The sequence below is a fragment of the Sphingobium chungangianum genome (assembly GCF_977014255.1).
Window position 1 is genome coordinate 1,878,476 of sequence record NZ_CDRNIV010000006.1, and the last position, 20,652, is coordinate 1,899,127.

A 20,652-nucleotide genomic window follows, 5' to 3' on the forward strand; every position below is an offset into this window, starting at 1 on the left:
GATTTCAGTCTCTCTTGTCTGAAGCCGCCGTCATGGGCGGGACGGTGCGGGGCTGGCGATCCTCTCCGATCGCCACGAAGGTGAAGGTGGCGCGGGTCACGCGGTAGGATCGGTCGTCGTGGCGGGTACGGCGCCATGCTTCGACATCGATCTTCATCGACGTGCGGCCGACCGAAGCGAGCTTGGCGAAGACCGAAACTTCGTCGCCGACGACTACCGGACGGAGGAAGGTCATGCCTTCGACGGCGATGGTCACGGCGCGGCCCTTGCTGTGGCGCGCGGCGACGGAGCCTGCTGCCGAGTCCATGAGGCTCATCAGCCAGCCGCCGAAAATATCCCCATAGGGATTGGTGTCGGCGGGCATGGCGATGACGCGTACCGCCGGGCTTTCCTCCGGCGGCGGCTCGTCGGCGGCGCGCATCAGGCGAGCATGCCGAGGGGGTTTTCGACCAGTTCGCGGAAGACCTGCATCAGGCGCGCGCCGTCCGAGCCGTCGATGGCGCGGTGGTCGAAGCTGCCGGTGGCGGACATGACGGTCGCGATCTGGAGCGAGTCATCGACGACGAAGGGCCGCTTTTCGCCTGCGCCGATCGCCATGATCATGGCCTGGGGCGGGTTGATGACGGCTTCGAACTGCTTGATGCCGAACATGCCCATGTTGGACAGCGAGGCGGTGCCGCCCTGATATTCTTCCGGCTTGAGCTTGCCGTCCTTGGCGCGGGTGGCGAGATCCTTCATCTCGTTCGAGATGGCGGCGACGCCCTTGCTGTCCGCGCCGGTCACGATCGGGGTGATGAGGCCGCCGGGGATCGATACCGCGACGCTGATGTCGGCGCGGCTGAATTGCAGCATCTGGTCGCCCGCGAACTGGACGTTGCATTCGGGGACCTGGATGAGGGCGACGCCAAGCGCCTTGATGAGGAGGTCGTTGACGGACAGCTTGACGTTGCGGCTGGCGAGACCGGCGTTGAGTTCGCCGCGCAGCTTCAGCAGCTTGTCGAGCTGAATGTCGACGGTGAGGTAGATGTGCGGGACCTGCTGCTTGGACTCGGTCAGGCGGCGGGCGATGGTCTTGCGCATGCCGCTGAGCTTGATGACCTCGTGCGGGATGCCGAAGTCCTGCGCGGCGGCCGGTGCAGGGGCCGGGGCTGCTGCGGCCGGAGCCGGGGCGGCGGTGGGAGCCTTGGCCAAAGCGCCTTCCAGATCGGCCTTCACGATGCGGCCGTTGGGACCGGTGCCGGAGAGATTTGCGAGGTCGATGCCTTTTTCCTCAGCGATGCGGCGCGCGAGGGGGCTGGCCTTTACGCGGTCGCCGGACTGGGGGGCGGACATGTCGGCTTTGGCTGCGGGGGCTTCTGCCTTGGCGGGGACGGGATCGGCCTTGGGCGCGGCGGCGGCTGGCTTGGCGGCGGGAGCGGAGTCGCCTTCGGCTGCCTGGGCGAGGTCTTCGCCTTCTTCGGCGATGATGGCGATGACGGTGCCGACCTTCACGCCTTCGGAGCCTTCGGAGACGAGGATTTTGGCGATCTTGCCTTCGTCCACGGCTTCAAATTCCATCGTGGCCTTGTCGGTTTCGATCTCGGCGAGCAGATCGCCCGACGACACGGTGTCGCCTTCCTTCACCAGCCATTTAGCCAGCGTCCCCTCTTCCATCGTGGGAGACAAGGCGGGCATCTGGATTTTCTTGCTCATGCGTGAAGGCCTCTCTTCTTTTCCCGGCCGGGCGGGTAAGCGTTGGAAGCCGTTTTGACCCTTTGCGCGGGAGGGTCAAGGGCGTGGCTTGCGCCTTGGGCGATAATCCGCCACATTTCACCAGACTGGTTCATAATTTACCAGATGGGTTCAGACAGGAAGGCAGCGGGAGACCAAGCTGCCCATTTTGGCGTGGGGTGCGGCAGCTATGCGGACTTATCTGGTTGTAGTGGACGAATTGCCGGAGGCGGAGACGGCGCTGCGTTTCGCGGCCCGGCGCGCGGCGAAGACGGCGGGGTCTATCCGCATCCTCGCTCTCGTGCCGCCCGCCGAGTTCGTGCAGTGGGGCGGCGTACAGGCGACGATGGAGGATGAAGCGCGGCAGCGGGCCGAGGCGCTCGTCACCAGCGCGGCAGGTACGTTGACCGAGGAGTCCGGTATTCGCCCGAGCATTACCGTGCGACAGGGTGACGCGGTGGCACTGGTGCGCGAGACGCTGGACGAGATGCCTGATGTCGCGGCATTGGTGCTGGGGGCGGCGGCGAGCGGGCATCCGGGCGCGCTGGTGTCGCACTTTGCGGGGGCGGACGCGGGGAAGTTGCCCTGCCCTATCATGGTCATTCCGGGCGGGTTGAGTGCGGAGGCGATCGATCGGCTGAGTTAAGGTTTATGCTTTAGAGATTGGCACCGCCTCCTATTTCCGTTCGCCCTGAGCCTGTCGACCCGAAGGGCGGCGATAGCCAACGGTTCTACTTCTCTCCAGAAAGGAAAGGGCTTCGACAAGCTCAGCCCGAACGGGGTTAGGTGGTGCGCAAAAGAGGGATTGGAATAAGTCTCAGCGGCGGTGCTTGCCGCGTTTTGCGCCCATGTGCCGGATGTTTGCGGGGCGGCCGCGTTTCGCGCCGGGACGTGTTCTGTCCTTCTTGAAGCTCGGCCGTTGCGGTGGGGCGTCGGGGAGTTCGAAGCGGAGGGAGCCGTTGATCGGGTCGGCTTCGGCAAGGCGTAGCTGGAGATGCTGGCCGACGGTGTAGCGGTCGCCGCTCTCCACGCCTTCCAGCGCGCGGCCTGCTTCGTCGAAGAAGAAGCGTTCATCGCCCATGGTGGAGACGGGGACGAGGCCGTCACCCCCTAGCCCCTCCACCGTCGCGAAGAAGCCGAAATTCTGCACGCCCGTGATGCGCGCGTTGACCATTTCGCCAACATGAGCAGCGAGAAAGGCGGCGACATAGCGGTCGATCGTCTCCCGCTCCGCCTCCATCGCGCGGCGTTCGTACTGGCTGATCATCTCGCCGACGCGGCCCATATTTTCATGATCGTCCGCGCTGAGCGAGGTGCGGTCCGGCAGCGCGCCACCCTTGGGCGCGGGAAGTTCAAGCTTGTAGCCGCCGACGAGCGCGCGGTGGACCAGCAAGTCGGCGTAGCGGCGGATGGGCGAGGTGAAATGCGCATAGGAACCGAGCGCGAGGCCGAAATGGCCCATATTCGCGGGGCTGTAATAGGCCTGGGTCTGGCTGCGCAGGATCTGCTCCATGATCTGCGGCTTTTCCTCCGCCTCGCCGATGCGGTCAATCAGGCGGTTGAAGGTGGACGGCTTGATGACCTGCCCCAGCGCGAAATCGATGTCGAAGGTCGCGAGATAGTCCTTGAGCGCAACCAGCTTGTCACGGCTGGGCGGTTCGTGGACGCGATACATGACGGGGGCCTTCTTGCCTTCCAGCGCCTTGGCGGCGGCGACGTTGGCGGCGATCATATAATCTTCGATCAGCATATGCGCGTCGAGCCGTTCGCGGACGGCGACGCTGACGATCTTGCCGTTTTCGTCGAGGACCACGCGGCGTTCGGGGAGGTCGAGGGCTAGCGGATCGCGCTTGTCGCGGGCTTTGCGTAGGAGTTTCCAGCAGGACCAGAGGGGTTTTAGGGCGGTTTCGAGGAGGTCGGGTTGATTTGGTGAGGTTTCGCCTTGCCCACCCCCGGCCCCTCCGGCCTGCGGGAGGGGAGATGTGCCGTCTATAGCCGCTTGGGCGTCTTCATAGGCCAGGACGGCGACGACGCGGATTATGGCGCGGGTGAAATGCCAATTGGTGACCTTGCCGGATGCGTCGATGGTGAGGTGGCAGGCCATGGCTGCGCGGTCCTGTCCGGCGCGTAGCGAGCACATGTCCGAGGACAGCTGGTGCGGCAGCATGGGGACGACGAGATCGGGGAAATAGACGCTGTTGCCGCGCTTGCGGGCTTCCTTGTCGAGGGCGCTGCCGGGGCGGACATAGTAGCTGACGTCGGCGATGGCGACGATGGCGCGGTAGCCGCCGGGGTTGGCGGGGTCTTCGTCCGGTGCGGCCCAGACGGCGTCGTCATGATCGCGTGCATCGACGGGGTCGATCGCGACGATGGGCAGGTGGCGCAAATCCTCGCGCTTGTCCTCATTCAGGGCAATGTTCGAGGCGGCGACAGCCTCATCTTCCACCTTTTCAGGGAAGACGTGCGGAATGCCATATTTGTGGATCGCGATGAGGCTGAAGCTGCGGGGCGCGAAGGGATCGCCCAATATATCGGTTACGCGGGCACTGATGCGCGGCGGGCGGCCTACGGGTTCGGCCAGAACGAGATCGCCGGGGCTGGCATTGCCCGCGTCGCTGATCGGCGTGTCCTTGCGGATGCGCTTGTCGACGGGGCGCAGCCACAGCTTGCCGCCCTCCCCCGCTTCCACCACGCCAAGCAGTTCCTCGGTCGCCTTGGCGAGCTTCTTCATCGGGTGGGCAACCCAGCCGCGCCCGGCCTCTTCCGTGCGGGCGAGGATGCGGTCGCCGATAGTCAACGCGCCCCTCTTGCCGCGTTCCATTACGCGCAGGCGGGGCGCGGGCTGGCCTTCAGCCTCCCATCGTTCAGGGGTGGCGATGAGGGTCGTGCCGTCGACATCGACGATGCGCAGGACGGTGACCTTTGGCACGCCGCCCATTTTGTGGAAGGCGCGCGCGGGGCCGATGTCCAGCAGCCCTTCGTCGGCCATATCCTTCAGCAGCGCTTTCAGCGCGATCTTTTCCTGCCCCTTGAGGCCGAAGGCTTTGGCGATTTCCCGCTTGCCCGCTGGTTGATCGGAGGAGGTGACGAATTCCATCACCTGATCGCGAGTGGGGAAGCCGGCGGGCCGGACTTTTTCGGGTTTCTTCTGCTTTTGGGTCGATGCCATGGATCAGCTATAGGGAAGGCCCGAGCAGCGTACCAGATGGCTTGGCCGAGATTTGCGGCGCTGCCCGTTATTCCACCAACTTACGCGCGCGGTCGCGCCAAACCTCCGCCAGGACGGGCATGCCCGCCAGTGCCCGGACAGCGTCGGGTTCAACCTTGTGCCGCCCGCCGATCAGCAGGCGAAAGACCCGTGCGATGGGCCATTCGGGAAAAGGACGGTCGAGCAGTTCCATGCGCCCTTTCGCTTCCGCCTCCCCTTCGCGCAGTACGCGGAAATAGAGACCTGCGCGGCCGGTTTTCACAATGGTCGCCAGTATGTCGCGGGAGCCGAAGCGGTGATCCAGCTTCCAGCAGGGTTGGCGTCCATGGCTGACCTCCACCAGCGCGCTGCCGAGGGAGAAGCGGTCGCCGAGGCAAATTTCCTCCTCCGTCATGCCCAGCGAGGCAATGTTTTCACCGAAAGCGCCGGGGGACTGAAGTAGCGGATGGTCGGGCTTGCGTTCGCGCCACCAATCATAATGGTCCTGGGGGTAGAGGTGGATCGCCTTGTCCCACCCGCCATGATGGACAGGGTCGGCGACAGCGTCCCCTTCAAGCCCCTGCCATCCGATCCGGACGATGCCATCCATTGGCCGTTTCGCGATGGCGCTATAGTCACCGTCGCGAAAGGGCATGGGCGTGCCGGTCAGCAACGCCTCGATGGTAAGATGCTCAGCCATTCCGCCCCTATGGCAGCGGCGCGGAAAATTGGCGAGAGGGGGTCAGGCGCGGCTCAGTTCCGAAGCCAGTTTCAATACTTCGCTGCCGCTGTCGGTTTGGACGAGATAGGCGGGGTTCTTTGCCGTTCCATTCCGGCGGATCAGTGCGCCTTCGATCGTCTTTTCGACATGGCGGTCGAACCGTTCGGCCACGCGTCCACGGCCTACGCCCTGCCCCCAATTCCACTTAACGCGCATCCCCCTGCGGAAAGCTTCGGACATCCTCATCCTTCTCCTGCCGCGACATCATGGCGGCGTTTTGATACGGTGATGACGACAAAAATCCCGGTTGCGGGATGCGGTTCCCTTGGGTTTTTCATTTGGCTGGGTTAAGGGGCGGCAGATGGACGTTACTGGCCTTCGCGTCGCGCTCTTCAGCGGCAATTACAATTATGTGCGCGATGGCGCGAACCAGGCGCTCAACCGCTTCGTGGGCTATTTGCTGCGTCAGGGCGCGGCCGTACGTGTTTATTCGCCGACGACTGCGACGCCTGCGTTCGAGCCAGCCGGTGATCTGGTGAGCGCGCCATCCTTGGCGATACCGGGGCGGAAGGAATATCGCGTGCCCTATCGCATGTCGGGGCATGTCCGGCGCGACCTGAAGCGGTTTCGGCCCAATCTGGTTCATGTGTCGAGCCCTGATCCATTGGGGCACCGGGCGGTGACATGGGCGAGGAACAGCGGGCTTCCGGCGGTGGCTTCTGTCCATACGCGGTTTGAGACCTATCCGCGCTATTATGGGCTGGCTTTCCTCGAGCCTGTGATCGAGTCGATGCTGCGGCGATTTTATCGGCGTTGCGATGCTATCGTCGCGCCTTCGGAGTCCATGGCGCAGCTGCTGCGCGAACAGCGGATGAGCTATGATGTCGGCATCTGGACGCGAGGGATCGACCGGGACATCTTCAATCCAGGACGTCGCGACATGGCGTGGCGGCGGTCGCTGGGGATAGAAGATGATGAACCGGTGATCGGCTTCATCGGCCGTCTGGTGATGGAAAAGGGGCTGGACGTCTTTTCCGATGCGATCGACCAGCTGAAGATGCGCGATGTGCGGCACAAGGTGCTGATCATCGGCGAAGGCCCTGCGCGGGAGTGGTTTCAGAACCGGCTGCCGGACGCGGTTTTCACCGGGTTTCAAAAGGGCGATGAGCTTGGCCGGGCGGTCGCCAGCATGGATATGCTGTTCAATCCCTCCATCACCGAGACGTTCGGCAATGTGACGCTGGAGGCGATGGCTTGTGCGCTTCCCACGGTGGCGGCGCGGGCGACGGGTAGCGAAAGCCTGGTTACCGAAGGCGTGACGGGCCGCCTGATCCGTCCGGGGGCGATCGGGGCCTTTGCTGATGCGTTGGCGAGCTATTGCACAAATCCTGACGCGCGGGCCGATGCCGGGGCTGCCGCGATGGCGGAGGCGGAGCGATATGGATGGGATCAGGTGAATCAAGCGCTGGTCGATACCTATGTCCGCGTGATTCGCCAGCGGACGCACGGCGCGCGGTTGCGCTCCAGCCCGGTTCCTTAAACCGCGCACTTTGCCTATATCGGGGCGATGGTCGATCTTTTTGCTTCCGATGCCGTGAACGAGCCCGGTGATGCCGGGGAGAATGCCCCGCTGGCCGACCGCCTGCGGCCGCGTACTTTGGCCGATGTCGTGGGGCAGGAGCATCTGACCGGGCCGGAAGGCGCGATCGGGCGGATGGTGGCGGCTGGGCGGCTTTCGTCCATCATCCTGTGGGGGCCTCCGGGTACGGGCAAGACGACGATCGCGCGGCTGCTGGCCGACGCGGTGGATATGCGGTTCGAGCCGATCTCCGCAGTGTTTTCGGGCGTCGCCGACCTCAAGAAGGTCTTTGCGGCAGCCAAGGAGCATGCCCGGCGTGGGGACAAGACGCTGCTGTTCGTGGATGAGATTCATCGATTCAACCGGGCGCAGCAGGACAGTTTCCTGCCCTTTGTCGAGGATGGGACCGTGACTCTGGTGGGGGCGACCACGGAGAATCCCAGTTTCGAATTGAATGCGGCGTTGATGTCACGGGCGCAGGTGTTGATCCTGCATCGGCTGGATGCCGCCGCGCTCGAGCTGTTGCTGGACCGGGCGGAGGCGATCACGCAGCGGCCTTTGCCGCTGACGGCGGCGGCGCGAGACGCCTTGCTGGCGAGTGCGGATGGTGATGGGCGGTTCCTGCTCAATCAGGTCGAGACGCTGTATTCGATCGATATTGGTGAGCCGCTCGATCCGGCTGGGCTGTCGGCGCTGCTGCACCGGCGCGTGGCGGTCTATGACAAGGACCGGGAGGGGCATTACAACCTGATCTCGTCGCTGCATAAGGCGCTGCGCGGATCGGACCCACAGGCGGCGCTCTATTATCTGGCGCGGATGCTGACGGCGGGGGAGCAGCCGCTTTACGTACTACGTCGGCTGGTGCGCTTTGCGAGCGAGGATATTGGGCTCGCCGACCCGCAGGCGCTGGTTCAGTGCTTGGCGGCCAAGGACAGCTATGATTTTCTGGGGAGTCCCGAGGGGGAGTTGGCGATCGTGCAGGCGTGCCTGTATTGCGCGACGGCTCCCAAGTCGAACGCGGCCTATGCGGCGATGAAGGCGGCGTGGAAATCGGCGCGCGATACAGGGTCGCTGATGCCGCCGAAGAATATACTGAACGCCCCTACCCGGCTGATGAAGACCATCGGCTATGGCAAGGGCTATCAATATGATCATAACAGCGCTGAGGGCTTTTCCGGGGACAATTATTGGCCCGAGGAGATGGAGGCTCAGACTTTCTTTGCCCCGACCGATCGCGGGTTCGAGGCGCGCATAGCCGAGCGCATGGCTTATTGGGACAAGCTGCGGGCCGAGCGCGGCGGAGGCGAATGACGCCTCGCTTTACCCGCTATGCCGCGATCGACTGGTCGGGCGCGAAGGGCGTGCGGCATAAGGGGATAGCAGTCGCGCTCTGCGAGCGTGGTGATGCAGTTCCCCGGCTTATCCATCCGAAAGACGGCAGTTTCTGGTCGCGTTCGGCGGTGGCGGAGTGGTTGGTCGCCGCGGCTGCGGAGGCGCCGACACTGTTTGGGTTCGATTTCAGCTTTGCGCCGCCCTTCGTGGCGCGGGATGCGTATCTGCCGGGCGATGAGGTGCCGGTGACGGGGCCTGACTTCTGGGCCTATGTGGATAGCGTTTGCGATGATCCCGATCTGGGTGCGGGCAGCCTGCTGCACGTCACGCATCGCCGCCACTTCTACTTCGGCAAGGCGGACGGGGTGAAGGCGGACTTCATGCATAACCGGGTGTGCGAAGCGCATTATAATGCGGGCGGTGGGGGCAAGCCGTCCACCGTCTATGACGCGATCGGCGCGGCTCAGGTGGCGAAGGCGAGCTTTGCGGGGATGCGCCTTCTCCATCATGTGCGGGATCATGTTCCCGTCTGGCCATTCGACCCGATGCCGCGCGACGGGTCGCTGGTGGTGGAGATTTATACCAGCATCGCGGCCAGGGCGGCGGGGCGGCCCAAGGGGCGGACGAAGATGCGGGACCTGGGCGCTTTGGACGATGCGCTATCCGCGCTCGGCTCTCAGCCCTATGATGGATTGCCGCCGGATGATCATGGCGCGGACGCGATCGTGACCGCCGCGTGGATGCGCAACGTCGCGCCAAGTCCCGGCATCTGGACCCCGCCCGGGCTCAATCCGCATATTGCCGCAACGGAGGGCTGGACGTTCGGTGTCATCTGATAGTAAGGCGCTTTTCCGTCCGATGGACGTGCCGGCTTAGCTCAGTTGGTAGAGCACCTGATTTGTAATCAGGGGGTCAGGGGTTCGAACCCTCTAGCCGGCACCATCGCTCTTGCAGGACGGGCTTCTACAGATCGGTGAGACCTACGTGCGCGGTTTATCCCGTGGCACTTCCACCGTCTTTATCCCAGTGTCGAGTGAGCCATATTTGGGCGTGGAATCGGGGCCGGGCTTGGGGCCGCTGTCCCTGGGGCCTCGGTCGCCTCCGCCCCCACCGCCGCTGGATGCGGCGATGGCTTCGGAGCTTAGTGAAGTGGATAAAAGGATGGTCATGGCGGGCGGGACCGTTGCCGCAAACCTGCCGCAGGTCTTCAGAAAATTGCGTCTGTCCTCCGTTACCGACGAATTCAGCTGGTCATCCATGATGCGATCCTTCTCTATCCGCTTCATAGAGTACAGAAGAGCCGCGCCGATGGATTGGCAATAAAGAGACATAGACTTTTGGATAATGTGGACCGGCGCAGGGCAGCCCAAAAGCAAAATGGGGGCCGACATTGCTGTCGGTCCCCACTTCCGTCGTGTCCCGGATCCGCTTCCCTTTCAGGATGCGATCATCGGACTCGGCGCGCGATGCTTCTACCGAGAAGGTTTGGCATCGTGTCTGCTCCGGCTGTCCGGCTATTCGCCATATTCCGCAGCTGTCTTCAAAATTCCATGTCCGACGTTCGCTTTCGCGCGTGCATGACATGGGCCTTAGAAGACCATCAGTTTCCATTCGAACCTTGCAGTTCCAATTTCAGCCTGATGACCGAAACGTCAGTCAAATCTTCGATATGATCGCCGATTTGATGATCCGGATTTCTCCGTTTCTTCTTTCGTTTCGATAACCCGAAGGTCTCACCAAATGTGAGTTGTTCAAAGCGGAATCTGACGGTTCAGCGACAGCCTCTGTCTAAAGCTGTGGATAAGTGTGGATATTTTTTCGCGCCGGTTAGCGGCCCTTCCACACGCCCGGGCGCTTCTCGACGAAGGCGGTCATGCCCTCTGCCCGATCCTCCGTGGCGGTGAGCAGTTGGAACAGACGCCTTTCGGTAAGCAGCCCCTGCTCCAGCATGGTTTCGAAGGCGAGGTTCACCATTTCCTTGTTCACCATGGTCGCCATGGGCGGCATGGCAGCGATCGCCGCAGCGGTCTTGAGCGCGTCATCCAGCAGCTCCGCCGCCGGTACGATGCGCGACACGAGGCCCGAACGCTCGGCTTCCTCCGCGCCCATCATGCGGCCGGTGAGGCACATTTCCATCGCCTTCGCCTTGCCGACCGCCTTGGTCAGGCGCTGCGACCCGCCCATGCCGGGTGCGACGCCAAGCTTGATTTCCGGCTGACCGAATTTGGCCGTGTCTGCCGCGATGATGAAGTCGGCCATCATGGCCAGTTCACAGCCGCCGCCCAGCGCGAAGCCCGCGACAGCGGCGATCCACGGCTTGCGCGTCGCCACCACATGTTTTTGCCAGCCGGAGAAGAAGTCCTCCAGGAAGAAGTCGGCGGCTTCCTTGCTGACCATTTCCTTGATGTCGGCGCCTGCGGCGAAGGCTTTTTCGCTACCCGTCAGCACGAGACACAGTTGCGAGGGATCAGCGTCATAGGCCGCGAAAGCGGCGCTGAGGTCCGCCAGAACTTGCGTGTTGAGTGCGTTCAGCGCCTGCGGACGGTTCAGCGTGACCAGCGTCACCGCTTCGCGCTGTTCGACCAAAATCGTTTCGAAGCTCATCGTCATTTTCCTTCAAATCTGCGGTGCAGCGGGGCAGCAACAGCCGCCGCCGATCACCGTCCCATATGCATGAAGTCGCGGTCGTAGCTGCGCATATGTGCGCCACCGTCGACATAAAGCGTCTGCCCGGTGACAGCGCTCGCCTGCGCCAGATAGAGGACCGCCTCCGCAATCTGCTCCGCCAGCGGCAAGCGGCCGAGCGGCATGGCCGATTGCAGCCTTTCCATCTGCGCCTCATCATAATCGGGCGTGGCAATGGTGAGACCGGGCGCGACTGCGTTCACCCGGATATGTGGAGCGAGGCTGGCGGCGGAAAGGCGGGTCAGCCCCGCCAGCGCCGACTTCGACAAGGTATAGGCCAGCTGATCGGCGTGCGGATGATCGATCCGCTGATCAAGGATATTGATGATGCACCGATCCGCCACCCCGGCCGGTATGGTTGCGAACGATTTTGTGAGTAACGCGGGCGCGGCGCAGTTGACGGCATAATGCCGCATCAGATCGTCGGCGGAGACATTGTCCAGCCGGTCCTGACCGAAAATCGCGGCGCTGTTCACCAATATGTCGGGCGGACGACCGAAGCGTTCGGCGACCTTGGCGACGAGTTCCTCGGCGCTTTCAGGATCAGAGAAGTCGGCGGTGAAGCCGTCCCATTCCGTGCCATTTTCATCGAGCGTCAGGGCAAGCGCCGAGTCCAGCCGGGTATCATGGCTGCCGTGAATGGCGAGCGAATAGCCGACACGCGCGAACCCGGCGGCAATGACGCCGCCCAGCCGCCTGTGGCCGCCGGTGATCAGCGCCAAGCGCTTGTTCGCCAGCGGCAGCGGTCCTTCGGCCTGCCCGCGCGCGCCGCCAAGGGGCCGGTAAGCGGGTGTTTCCTCGCCGCTCACGATTCGATGAGCTTCAGCACTTCCTCGCGACTTTTTTCGTCCTCGCGGAATACGCCGAGCATGCGACTGGTTTTCATGAGCACATTGGGAGTGCGAACGCCCCGCCCGGTCATGCAACCATGCGTCGCTTCGATCACTACGGCCACGCCCTGAGGCTTCAGATGTTCCCAGATGCAGTTGGCGACTTCGGCGGTCAGGCGCTCCTGAACCTGAAGGCGGTTGGCGAAGGCGTGCAGAACGCGCGCCAGCTTTGAAATGCCGACCACATATTTGCCGGGCAGATAGGCGATGTGCGCGCGGCCGATGATCGGCGCCATATGATGTTCGCAATGCGACTGGAACGGTATGTCCTTGAGCAGCACGATATCGTCATAGCCGCCCACTTCGTGGAAGATGCGCGACAGATGATAGGCCGGATCATCGCCATAGCCACGGCAATATTCGCGCCACGCACGCGCGACGCGTTCTGGGGTTTCGAGCAGGCCTTCTCGCGTCGGATTGTCGCCCGACCAGCGGATCAACGTGCGGATAGCATCTGCCACATCGACGGGCACCGCTTCCTTTGTCGCTTCGCCTACAGCCTCGGCATCGGGATCATAGTCCATGGACGGCACTACTCCTCATTATCTTTGTTCAGGGCGCATATGGCGGCTATGTTTGCGGAACGCCAGCCCCCTTTGCCTATGCTATGGACAGGGTTGATGCCGGGTGGCACATCAACGCGCATCACAAGAAGCCGATCCGATAAGCATGGCCGTCCCGTCGCCCTTCCCCCACCCATGGCATCAAGGCTGAGGCGTGCGGACTGAACGTATCGCAGCCGTGTTGCTAGCCGCGGGGACATCGTCGCGCTTTGGCGAGGCGGACAAGCTGATGGCTGACCTCAATGGCAAGCCGGTCGTTGCCCATACACTGGAAGCTGTCGCCTCCCTCGCCTTCGCCGAACTGGTGGCGGTGACGCGTCCCATCGCCGATGCTCCCGATATTCACCGGAAACTGGAGAGGCGTGGCTATAGTATATTGGTCAATTACAAGCCTGAAGAGGGGCTGGCGAGCAGTATCGTGCTGGCCGTGAACCATGTCATGCCGATCAGGCGCTGTCGGGGCATTCTCATCTGCCTTGCCGACATGCCCTATGTGCAGCAGTCGCATTATAACCGGATATGCCTGGCAGCGGAGGATGTGCGGTCGGTGGTGGCGAGTACGGACGGCTTTTCCTCCTCGCCGCCCGCCTTCATCGGGCGAAAGCATTTTGCCGAGCTGTTGACCCTGCGCGGTGATCAGGGCGCGAGGGCGTTGTTAAGCCGAGGGCTTCAGATCGAAGCGATGAGCAGTTCGCTGGTCGATATCGACACGCCGGACGACCTGCCGCAGGGATAACCGTTCAGCTCGACCGGGTCGGGTCGGTCATCGGGTCGTCCATCTCCCGCACATCGGGCATTCGGCCGATCGGAAGCGAACCGGTCTGCCTTTCCAGCATGCGATGCACGACTGGTGGATGAGATCCGCTGTGTAACGCTGCAAGAGCGTCGGAATTGGCGGTATCGGCCATCGTCCGGCGGCTGTTGTGGCGGACATAGTCCAGCCAGGTGGAGACGTGATAACGCTCGACCCATAATTCGGGGTCGGCGAGGTCTCTAGCAGCGACCAGCCATGCGCGCCGTCGCGGCGGCGGATGCGGCGGCGCTCGCTCATCGCGGTGAGGAACGGCACGACGGAACCCGCCGGGATGCGATATTCGATGGTGATGACCACTGGTCCGCTACGTGGTTCTATGGGCACCGAGGTTTGCGGCTCCTGCCAGCGGTTCAACAGGTCGAGATTTTCGTCGCCGGTCTGGGATAGCGGCAGGAAAAGGCCGACCATCGCCGCCACGAACTGCACCCCGGCGGCGACGTGGAGCGACGTCACCACGCCCATATGTTCCGCCAGCCAGCCGAACAGCCAGGCGCCCAGTGCCATGCCGCCAAACGCCGTCATCTGGTAAAGGGCGACAGCCCGCGCCAGCACCCATCGGGGAGCGGACATCTGGACCGAGACGTTGAAGGTCGACAGCGCGATGACCCAGCCTGCGCCGCAGAGCAGGAGCCCTGCTATGGTTACAAGCAGCCAGCCGGTGGAAGCCGTGATAGCGGTGCCTATTGCCAGCGCAAGGGCGGCGGAGCGCACGATGGTTTCGATGGCGAAGCGGCGGCGGAGCCTGCCGGAGGAGAGCGCGCCCAGGACTGCGCCGATGCCGAACGCCCCGCTCAAGATGCCGAAGGTAAGGGCGTCGCCCTTCAACAGGTCGCGCGCCACTAGAGGCATGAGGGCGGACACCGCGCTCGCGCCGATGCCGAAAGCTGCCGCGCGCAGGAGGACGAGCTGGATCTTGGGCGACATGGCGACATAGCGCGCGCCTGCCCTCATCGCGAGGCCGAGGCGCTCGCGCGGCAGGAGCTTCGGCCCGCGTTCCGGCTGCCAGCGGAGGAGCACAATGGTCAGGGCGATGTAGCTCAGCGCATTGGTGAGGAAGGCGGCGGCTGCGCCTGCCGCTGCGACGATGATGCCGCCGAGTGCGGGACCGACGCTGCGCGCAAGGTTGAAGCCCATGCTGTTGAGCGCGACGGCGCTGGGCAGTTGGGAACGTGGGACCATGTCGCCGACCGATGCTTGCCACGCCGGACCGTTGATGGCGGTGGCACAGCCCACCAGGAAGGTGAAGGCGAGGAGCGACCAGGGCGTGAGCAACCCGAGCCACGCGAAAAGCGCGAGCGACGCCGATACCAGGAGCATCGACAGCTGGCAGGCGAGCATGACGAGGCGACGGTCAAGATTGTCCGCGACCGCGCCTGCCCATAGCGAAAGCAGCATGATCGGCAAGGTTGTCGATGCGGGCACCAGCGCGACGAGCATGGGGGAGCCCGACAGCGAGGTCATCATCCATGCCGCGCCGACCGACTGGATCAACCCGCCGAAATTGGACGCGAGGCTGGCGAACCATACCGCGCGGAAGATGGGGATGGCGAAGGGCGATGGCGCTGGAGGAGAATCTGCCTCTGACACGAAAAATGCATGAACCCGAAAACGATTGGAGCGTCAAACGCGGAAGGAAGGAAAGCAGTTCAATGTTAAAGCGAATAGGCTTGCACTTTACGTAAACGTAAATACATTTGCGGCGCGCCGGATGCCAAGCGGAGAGGAACGACAGAGCGATGGAAGCCTTTATCTACGATGCCGTGAGGACGCCCCGTGGCCGGGGCAAGCCGGACGGGTCGTTGCATGAAATCACCCCTATCCAGCTGGCAACGCAGGTGTTGCAGGCGGTGCGGGACCGCAACGCCATCGACACGGCTGACGTGGACGATGTGATACTTGGTTGCGTCACACCGATAGGCGAACAGGGCGGTGACATCGCCCGCGCCGCCGTGCTGAACGCCGATTATGAGCAGACGGTGCCGGGGGTGCAGATCAACCGTTTCTGCGCGTCGGGACTGGAAGCGGTGAACATGGCTGCGGCAAAGGTCTATTCGGGCGAAGCGGGCCTGGCGATCGGCGGCGGCGTCGAATCGATGAGCCGGGTGCCGATGTCATCTGACGGCGGCGCGATCGCGATGGACCCGGCGGTCGCCTACAAGACCTATTTCGCGCCGCAGGGCATCGGCGCCGATGTGATCGCGACGAAGTTCGGCATTAGCCGCGACGATGCGGACGCCTATGCGGTGGAGAGCCAGCGGCGGGCGAAGGCAGCGTGGGACGAAGGACGCTTTGCCAAATCGATCATTCCTGTGCGTGATGTGATCGGTTCCGTGGTGCTGGACCATGACGAGCATATGCGGCCCGACGCGACGATGCAGTCGCTCGCTGCGCTGAAACCGAGCTTTACCGCGCTGGGTGAGGAAATGCCGGGCTTCGACGCGATCGCGCTGCTCAAATATCCTGAACTGGAGCGGGTGAACCATGTCCATCATGCGGGCAACAGTTCGGGCATCGTCGATGGCGCGGCGGCTGTACTGGTCGGCAACAAGGATATGGGCGAGAAATATGGGATGAAGCCCCGCGCCCGGATCAGGGCAATGGCATCGATCGGGTCCGAGCCGCTGATCATGCTGACGGGGCCGGAATTTGTTGCGGGCAAACTGCTCAACCGGGCGGGGATGAGCAGCCATGACATCGACCTGTGGGAGCTGAACGAGGCCTTTGCGAGCGTGGTGCTGCGCTACATGCAGGCGATGGACCTCGACCATGACAAGATCAATGTGAATGGCGGCGCGATTGCCATGGGCCACCCGCTGGGCGCGACTGGTGCGATGGTGCTGGGCACGGCGCTGGATGAGCTGGAGCGGTCGGGCAAGGGCACGGCGCTGGTGAACCTTTGCGTGGGCGCGGGGATGGGGACAGGGATTATTATCGAGCGCATGTAGAATTTTCCGCTCGGGCTGAGCCTGTCGAAGCCCTTCTCTTTCTTGAAGAAAAGAAAAGCCCTTCGACAAGCTCAGGGCGAACGGAGTTGAGAGGCAGTAGCTTTATGCAGACCATCAATTTTGACATCGATGCGGACGGCATCGCCACGCTGACTATCGACGTGCCGGGTCAGTCGATGAATGTCATCGGTCCCGATTTCCTTGCCGATCTAGACGAGGCAATCACGCGCATCGGTTCGGAAGAAGCGATCAAGGGCGCGGTGATTGCTTCGGGCAAGGATAGCGGGTTCATGGCGGGCATGGACCTGAAATATTTCGGGTCGATGCTGGCGAGCGCGACGGGCAAGCGCTCTGCCCCGGCCGACATTTTCGACAAGGTTTTCGTACTCAATCAGCTCTTTCGGCGACTGGAGACATGCGGCAAGCCGGTGGCTTGTGCGATCGAGGGGACCTGCGTCGGCGGTGGGTTCGAACTGGCGCTGGCCTGTCACCGGCGGGTAGTGGGAGACAGCCCCAGGACGCAGCTGGGCCTACCGGAAATCCTGATCGGCCTTTTCCCTGGCGGCGGCGGGTCGCAGCGCCTGCCGCGCCTGATCGGCGTGCAGGCGGCGCTGATGTATATGTTGCAGGGCAAGCTGTTCCGCCCGGCCGAAGCGGCGATGCTGAAGGCCGTCGATGAAGTCGTGCCGCAAGGCACGGCGGTCGCTAAGGCGAAGGAGTGGGTGAAGGCCAATCCGTCCGCCAGCGCGCAGCCGTGGGATGTAAAGGGTTTCAAATTCCCCGGCGGCGCGGGCGCGTTCAACCCTGCCTTCGTGCAGACGATGGTCGGCGCGGTGCCGATGACGTTGAAGCAGACGCAGCGGAACATGAACGCGCCGGTCGCTTTGCTGTCCGCGGTCTATGAAGGCGCTCTGCTGCCGTTTGATCGGGCGATCCGGGTGGAGAGCAAATATTTCGCCAAGGTCGCTGCGGAACCACAGGCGGCGAACATGATCCGCAGCCTGTTCGTCAACAAGAATGCCGCCGAACGCGGCGCGCGGCGGCCCAAGGATCAACCCAAGGCGCCGACGAAGAAGCTCGCCATGCTGGGCGCGGGCATGATGGGCGCGGGGATTGCGACAGTGGCGGCGCAGGCGGGCATGGAGGTCATGCTGTTCGACCGTGACTTGGCCTATGCCAAAAAGGGCAAGGCGCATGTCGAGGATGTGCTGAAGAAGCGGCTGGGCCGGGGCATGACGCCCGAGAAGATGGCGGAGACGTTGGCGCGCGTCACACCGACGACCGACTATGCGGCGCTCGCCGGAGCGGACTTTGTGATCGAAGCCGTGTTCGAGGATGTGGCGATCAAGGCCGAGGTGACGAAGAAGGTCGAGGAGGTGCTCGGCGCCGATGTGATCTTCGGGTCCAACACATCGACCCTGCCGATCACCAAGCTGGCCAAGGCATGGAGCAAGCCCGCCAATTTCATCGGCATCCACTTCTTTTCGCCCGTCGAGAAGATGCCGCTGGTCGAGATCATCCTTGGCAAGGAAACCGGCCCCGCCGCGATCGCCAAGGCATTGGATTTCGTCAGCCAGATCAAGAAGACGCCGATCGTCGTCAATGACTCGCGCGGTTTCTATACCTCGCGCTGTTTCGGCACCTATGTGCAGGAAGGTGTGGAGATGGTGGCCGAGGGGATCAACCCGGCGCTTATCGAAAATGCCGGGCGGCAATTGGGGATGCCGGTCGGGCCTTTGGCCGTTGGTGATGAAGTTTCCATCGAGCTGGGCCACAAGATCGTCGTCGCCGCGCAGAAGGAATTGGGTGATGCCTATGTGGCGCAGCCTTCCGATGCGGTGATGGCGCGCATGGTCGAGATGGGACGGCTGGGGCGCAAGAGCGCCAAGGGCTGGTATGATTATCCCGAGGGCGACAAGAAGCATCTATGGCCAGGACTGGAAGACATGTTTCCGCGCGCGGCGGTGCAGCCTGATGTGGAAGAGGTGAAGGAACGGCTGCTTTATCGGCAGCTGGTGGAATGCGCCCGCTGTTATGAGGAGGGCGTGCTGGAGACGGTGGAAGATGGCGATTTGGGCGCGATCTTTGGCTGGGGCTTTGCGCCTTGGACGGGTGGGCCGTTCAGCCACATGGATACGGTCGGGATCGGCCATGTGGTGGCCGTGCTCGAGCGGTTGGCGGCGCGGCATGGGGATCGCTTTGCGCCGACCGTGCAGTTGCAGGATATGGCGGCGAGCGGGGCTACTTTCTATGATGGTGGGGTGAAGACTGCGGCGGCTTGAGGGTTGAGACTTACGATTTTGATTCTTCGCCACCGTTCGGGCTGAGCCTGTCTAAGCCCTCTCCTTCCAAGAAGAGAAGAGAAGTCCTTCGACAAGCTCAGGACGAACGGGGGTGGGCTGGGAGCACACCGAACCGCCTGCGATGCGGTGTTCGTCGGATTGATCTCGCAGCGCAACACGGAAGGCTGTCAATCGTTCGGACAGTGCGTTAGGTCTCGCCCGACATTTTCGGGAGACGTCCTTTTTATGAGCGAAAAGCCCACGGTTCTGGTCACGGGTGGTGCCGGTTATATTGGAAGCCATGCGGTGCTGGCGCTGCGCGATGCCGGTTATGGCGTCGTCGTGATCGACAATCTGGTGACGGGTTTTCGCTGGGCGGTGCCGGACGATGTGGCTTTCGTTGAGGGCGATATTGCCGACCAGCCACTGGTGCAGCAGGCTCTGCGCGATCATGACATAAAGGCGATCATGCACTTCGCCGGCTCCGTCGTGGTGCCGGAATCGGTCGAGAACCCGCTCAAATATTATCACAACAATAGCGCCAAGACCCGCGATCTGATCGAGAGTGCGGTGACAGTGGGCGTGCCGCATTTCATCTTTTCCTCCACCGCCGCGACCTATGGCATTCCGGAGGAAAGCCCCGTCAAGGAGACGACGCCGCAGCGGCCGATCAATCCCTATGGCATGTCCAAGCTGATGACCGAATATATGCTGCGCGACGTCAGCGCGGCGCATCCGATGAACTTCTGCGCGCTGCGATATTTCAACGTCGCGGGTGCCGATCCGCAGGGGCGGACGGGTCAGTCGACGGCGGGCGCGACGCACTTGATCAAGGTGGCGGTCGAGGCGGCGCTGGGGAAGCGGGAATTTGTGTCGGTGTTCGGCACCGATTTCGATACGCCCGACGGGACGGGCGTGCGCGACTATATCCATGTCACCGATCTGGCGGCGGCGCATGTGCTGGCGCTGGATGCTCTGATGGCGAGGCCCGAACAGAATTATCTGCTGAATTGCGGCTATGGGCGCGGTTTTTCCGTGCTGGAAGTGCTGGATGCGGTCGATCGGGTGACGAACATCAAGATCGACCGGCGGATGGGAGGGCGGCGCGCGGGCGATCCGGACTCGCTGATCTCCGACAATCGGGCGATCATGGCGGAATTTCCGTGGCAGCCGCGCTATGCCGATCTGGACCAGATCGTCACCCATGCGCTAGCGTGGGAGCGCAAGTTGACGGACATAAGGGGCGATCGCGATGCCCACTGAACATCTTTTTGTTGATGGCGGTCTGGCGGCTGCCGACATGGCGCGGCGGATCGAGTTCGTACTGGGCGATGCGATCGCAGCGCGGGGGGTGGCGACGATCGCACTGTCAGGCGGACGATCGCCCCGGCCGGTGCTGGAGGCGCTTTCGGCGGCGGGATTGGATTGGGACAAGGTCGTCGTGACGCTGGTCGATGAGCGATGGGTCGCACCCGATCATGCGGACAGCAACGAGCGGCTGGTTCGCGAGACGCTGTTGCAAGGCGCAGCGGCGAAGGCGCGGTTTGTGGGCATGAAGAATGACGCTGCGGATGCCTTTGCGGGGCAGGCTGCGTGTGAAGCGGCACTGGCGGAGCTGCCTTGGCCGCTCGACATCGTGCTGCTCGGCATGGGCGAGGATGGGCATACGGCTTCGCTGTTCCCGGAGGCGAAGGAGCTGGCCGAGGGGCTGGCTACGAGCGCGCTGACGCTGGCCGTGACGCCGCCTGCCGCGCCGCATCAGCGCATGTCGCTTAGCGCCAAGGCCATCCTGAAGAGTCGGCATATCTTCCTGCAAATCGGTGGCGCGGCGAAGAAGGCGGTTTATGACCGCGCGCTGGCTGGCGGGCCAGTTGAGGAGCTGCCGATCCGGGTGGCGCTGTGCCAGCATGGCGTGTCGGTCGAGGTCTGGATTTCGGAGTAAGG

At 63.3% G+C, this 20,652-nt stretch carries 18 protein-coding genes, 1 tRNA gene and 1 pseudogene; 11 read left to right on the forward strand and 9 right to left on the reverse strand.

The features are described from left to right. Positions 1-4: 4 nt before the first annotated feature. Both ACWNC0_RS16335 and ACWNC0_RS16340 read right to left on the reverse strand, forming a co-directional pair. Positions 5-421: an acyl-CoA thioesterase gene (locus tag ACWNC0_RS16335; protein ID WP_449473104.1), complete on the reverse strand. Its 417-nt coding sequence runs from the start codon at positions 419-421 to the stop codon at positions 5-7. Then, on the reverse strand, positions 421-1,692 hold the full coding sequence (locus tag ACWNC0_RS16340; RefSeq protein ID WP_449473105.1) for a pyruvate dehydrogenase complex dihydrolipoamide acetyltransferase: 1,272 nt from the start codon (positions 1,690-1,692) through the stop codon (positions 421-423). The genes ACWNC0_RS16335 and ACWNC0_RS16340 overlap by 1 nt, the downstream gene beginning before the upstream one ends. A gap of 208 nt (positions 1,693-1,900) precedes the next feature. On the opposite strand from ACWNC0_RS16340, the gene ACWNC0_RS16345 reads away from it, so the two are divergent. Beyond that, positions 1,901-2,356, forward strand: a complete 456-nt coding sequence (locus ACWNC0_RS16345) for a universal stress protein (protein WP_449473107.1) — start codon at positions 1,901-1,903, stop codon at positions 2,354-2,356. Between the two features lie 171 nt (positions 2,357-2,527). Here ACWNC0_RS16345 and rnr read toward each other — a convergent pair whose 3' ends face one another. The 3 genes from rnr to ACWNC0_RS16360 form a co-directional block, all read right to left on the reverse strand. Next, complete coding sequence (rnr, locus tag ACWNC0_RS16350) at positions 2,528-4,879, reverse strand: ribonuclease R (protein ID WP_449473109.1); 2,352 nt, start codon at positions 4,877-4,879, stop codon at positions 2,528-2,530. 67 nt (positions 4,880-4,946) lie between these two features. After that, a complete protein-coding gene (locus tag ACWNC0_RS16355) occupies positions 4,947-5,597 on the reverse strand; it encodes an MOSC domain-containing protein (RefSeq protein WP_449473110.1) in 651 nt (216 codons plus the stop codon). A 42-nt stretch (positions 5,598-5,639) separates the two neighbouring features. Continuing rightward, positions 5,640-5,858 carry a hypervirulence associated TUDOR domain-containing protein gene (locus tag ACWNC0_RS16360; RefSeq protein WP_196225914.1) on the reverse strand — a complete coding sequence of 73 codons (219 nt, stop codon included), beginning with the start codon at positions 5,856-5,858 and terminating at the stop codon, positions 5,640-5,642. Between the two features lie 121 nt (positions 5,859-5,979). Between ACWNC0_RS16360 and ACWNC0_RS16365 the strand changes: the two genes are divergently transcribed. From ACWNC0_RS16365 to ACWNC0_RS16385, 5 genes are all read left to right on the forward strand, one after another. Further along, positions 5,980-7,158 (forward strand): glycosyltransferase family 4 protein, encoded by a 1,179-nt coding sequence (locus ACWNC0_RS16365; protein ID WP_449473111.1) that lies wholly within the window; start codon positions 5,980-5,982, stop codon positions 7,156-7,158. 27 nt (positions 7,159-7,185) lie between these two features. After that, entirely contained in the window at positions 7,186-8,508 is a 1,323-nt protein-coding gene (locus tag ACWNC0_RS16370; RefSeq protein ID WP_449473113.1) for a replication-associated recombination protein A, read from the forward strand. Continuing rightward, on the forward strand, positions 8,505-9,365 hold the full coding sequence (locus tag ACWNC0_RS16375) for a hypothetical protein (protein WP_449473115.1): 861 nt from the start codon (positions 8,505-8,507) through the stop codon (positions 9,363-9,365). Before ACWNC0_RS16370 ends, ACWNC0_RS16375 begins: the two co-directional genes overlap by 4 nt. Before the next feature lie 30 nt (positions 9,366-9,395). Beyond that, positions 9,396-9,471: transfer RNA gene (locus ACWNC0_RS16380), tRNA-Thr, on the forward strand. Between the two features lie 186 nt (positions 9,472-9,657). Further along, a complete protein-coding gene (locus ACWNC0_RS16385) occupies positions 9,658-9,852 on the forward strand; it encodes a hypothetical protein (RefSeq protein WP_449473117.1) in 195 nt (64 codons plus the stop codon). A gap of 504 nt (positions 9,853-10,356) precedes the next feature. Here the strand turns inward: ACWNC0_RS16385 and ACWNC0_RS16390 are convergent. From ACWNC0_RS16390 to folE, 3 genes are read right to left on the reverse strand one after another with little or no spacing between them, the layout of a single operon-like run. After that, positions 10,357-11,133, reverse strand: a complete 777-nt coding sequence (locus ACWNC0_RS16390) for an enoyl-CoA hydratase-related protein (RefSeq protein WP_449473119.1) — start codon at positions 11,131-11,133, stop codon at positions 10,357-10,359. Positions 11,134-11,186: 53 nt separating this feature from the next. Then, positions 11,187-12,023 (reverse strand): SDR family oxidoreductase, encoded by an 837-nt coding sequence (locus ACWNC0_RS16395; protein WP_449473120.1) that lies wholly within the window; start codon positions 12,021-12,023, stop codon positions 11,187-11,189. Next, on the reverse strand, positions 12,020-12,628 hold the full coding sequence (gene folE / locus ACWNC0_RS16400) for a GTP cyclohydrolase I FolE (protein WP_449473122.1): 609 nt from the start codon (positions 12,626-12,628) through the stop codon (positions 12,020-12,022). The genes ACWNC0_RS16395 and folE overlap by 4 nt, the downstream gene beginning before the upstream one ends. Before the next feature lie 193 nt (positions 12,629-12,821). Between folE and ACWNC0_RS16405 the strand changes: the two genes are divergently transcribed. Further along, a complete protein-coding gene (locus ACWNC0_RS16405) occupies positions 12,822-13,403 on the forward strand; it encodes a nucleotidyltransferase family protein (protein WP_449473124.1) in 582 nt (193 codons plus the stop codon). 145 nt (positions 13,404-13,548) lie between these two features. On the opposite strand, the pseudogene ACWNC0_RS16410 reads toward ACWNC0_RS16405, so the two are convergent. Next, positions 13,549-15,068: pseudogene (locus ACWNC0_RS16410) on the reverse strand (MFS transporter); the annotation flags it as partial. A 149-nt stretch (positions 15,069-15,217) separates the two neighbouring features. Between ACWNC0_RS16410 and ACWNC0_RS16415 the strand changes: the two are divergent. From ACWNC0_RS16415 to pgl, 4 genes are all read left to right on the forward strand, one after another. Continuing rightward, complete coding sequence (locus ACWNC0_RS16415) at positions 15,218-16,426, forward strand: acetyl-CoA C-acetyltransferase (RefSeq protein ID WP_449473126.1); 1,209 nt, start codon at positions 15,218-15,220, stop codon at positions 16,424-16,426. 104 nt (positions 16,427-16,530) lie between these two features. After that, a complete protein-coding gene (locus ACWNC0_RS16420; protein ID WP_449473127.1) occupies positions 16,531-18,708 on the forward strand; it encodes a 3-hydroxyacyl-CoA dehydrogenase NAD-binding domain-containing protein in 2,178 nt (725 codons plus the stop codon). A 246-nt stretch (positions 18,709-18,954) separates the two neighbouring features. Continuing rightward, positions 18,955-19,971 (forward strand): UDP-glucose 4-epimerase GalE, encoded by a 1,017-nt coding sequence (galE, locus tag ACWNC0_RS16425; RefSeq protein ID WP_449473128.1) that lies wholly within the window; start codon positions 18,955-18,957, stop codon positions 19,969-19,971. Next, positions 19,961-20,650 carry a 6-phosphogluconolactonase gene (gene pgl, locus ACWNC0_RS16430; protein WP_449473129.1) on the forward strand — a complete coding sequence of 230 codons (690 nt, stop codon included), beginning with the start codon at positions 19,961-19,963 and terminating at the stop codon, positions 20,648-20,650. The genes galE and pgl overlap by 11 nt, the downstream gene beginning before the upstream one ends. Positions 20,651-20,652 lie beyond the last annotated feature (2 nt).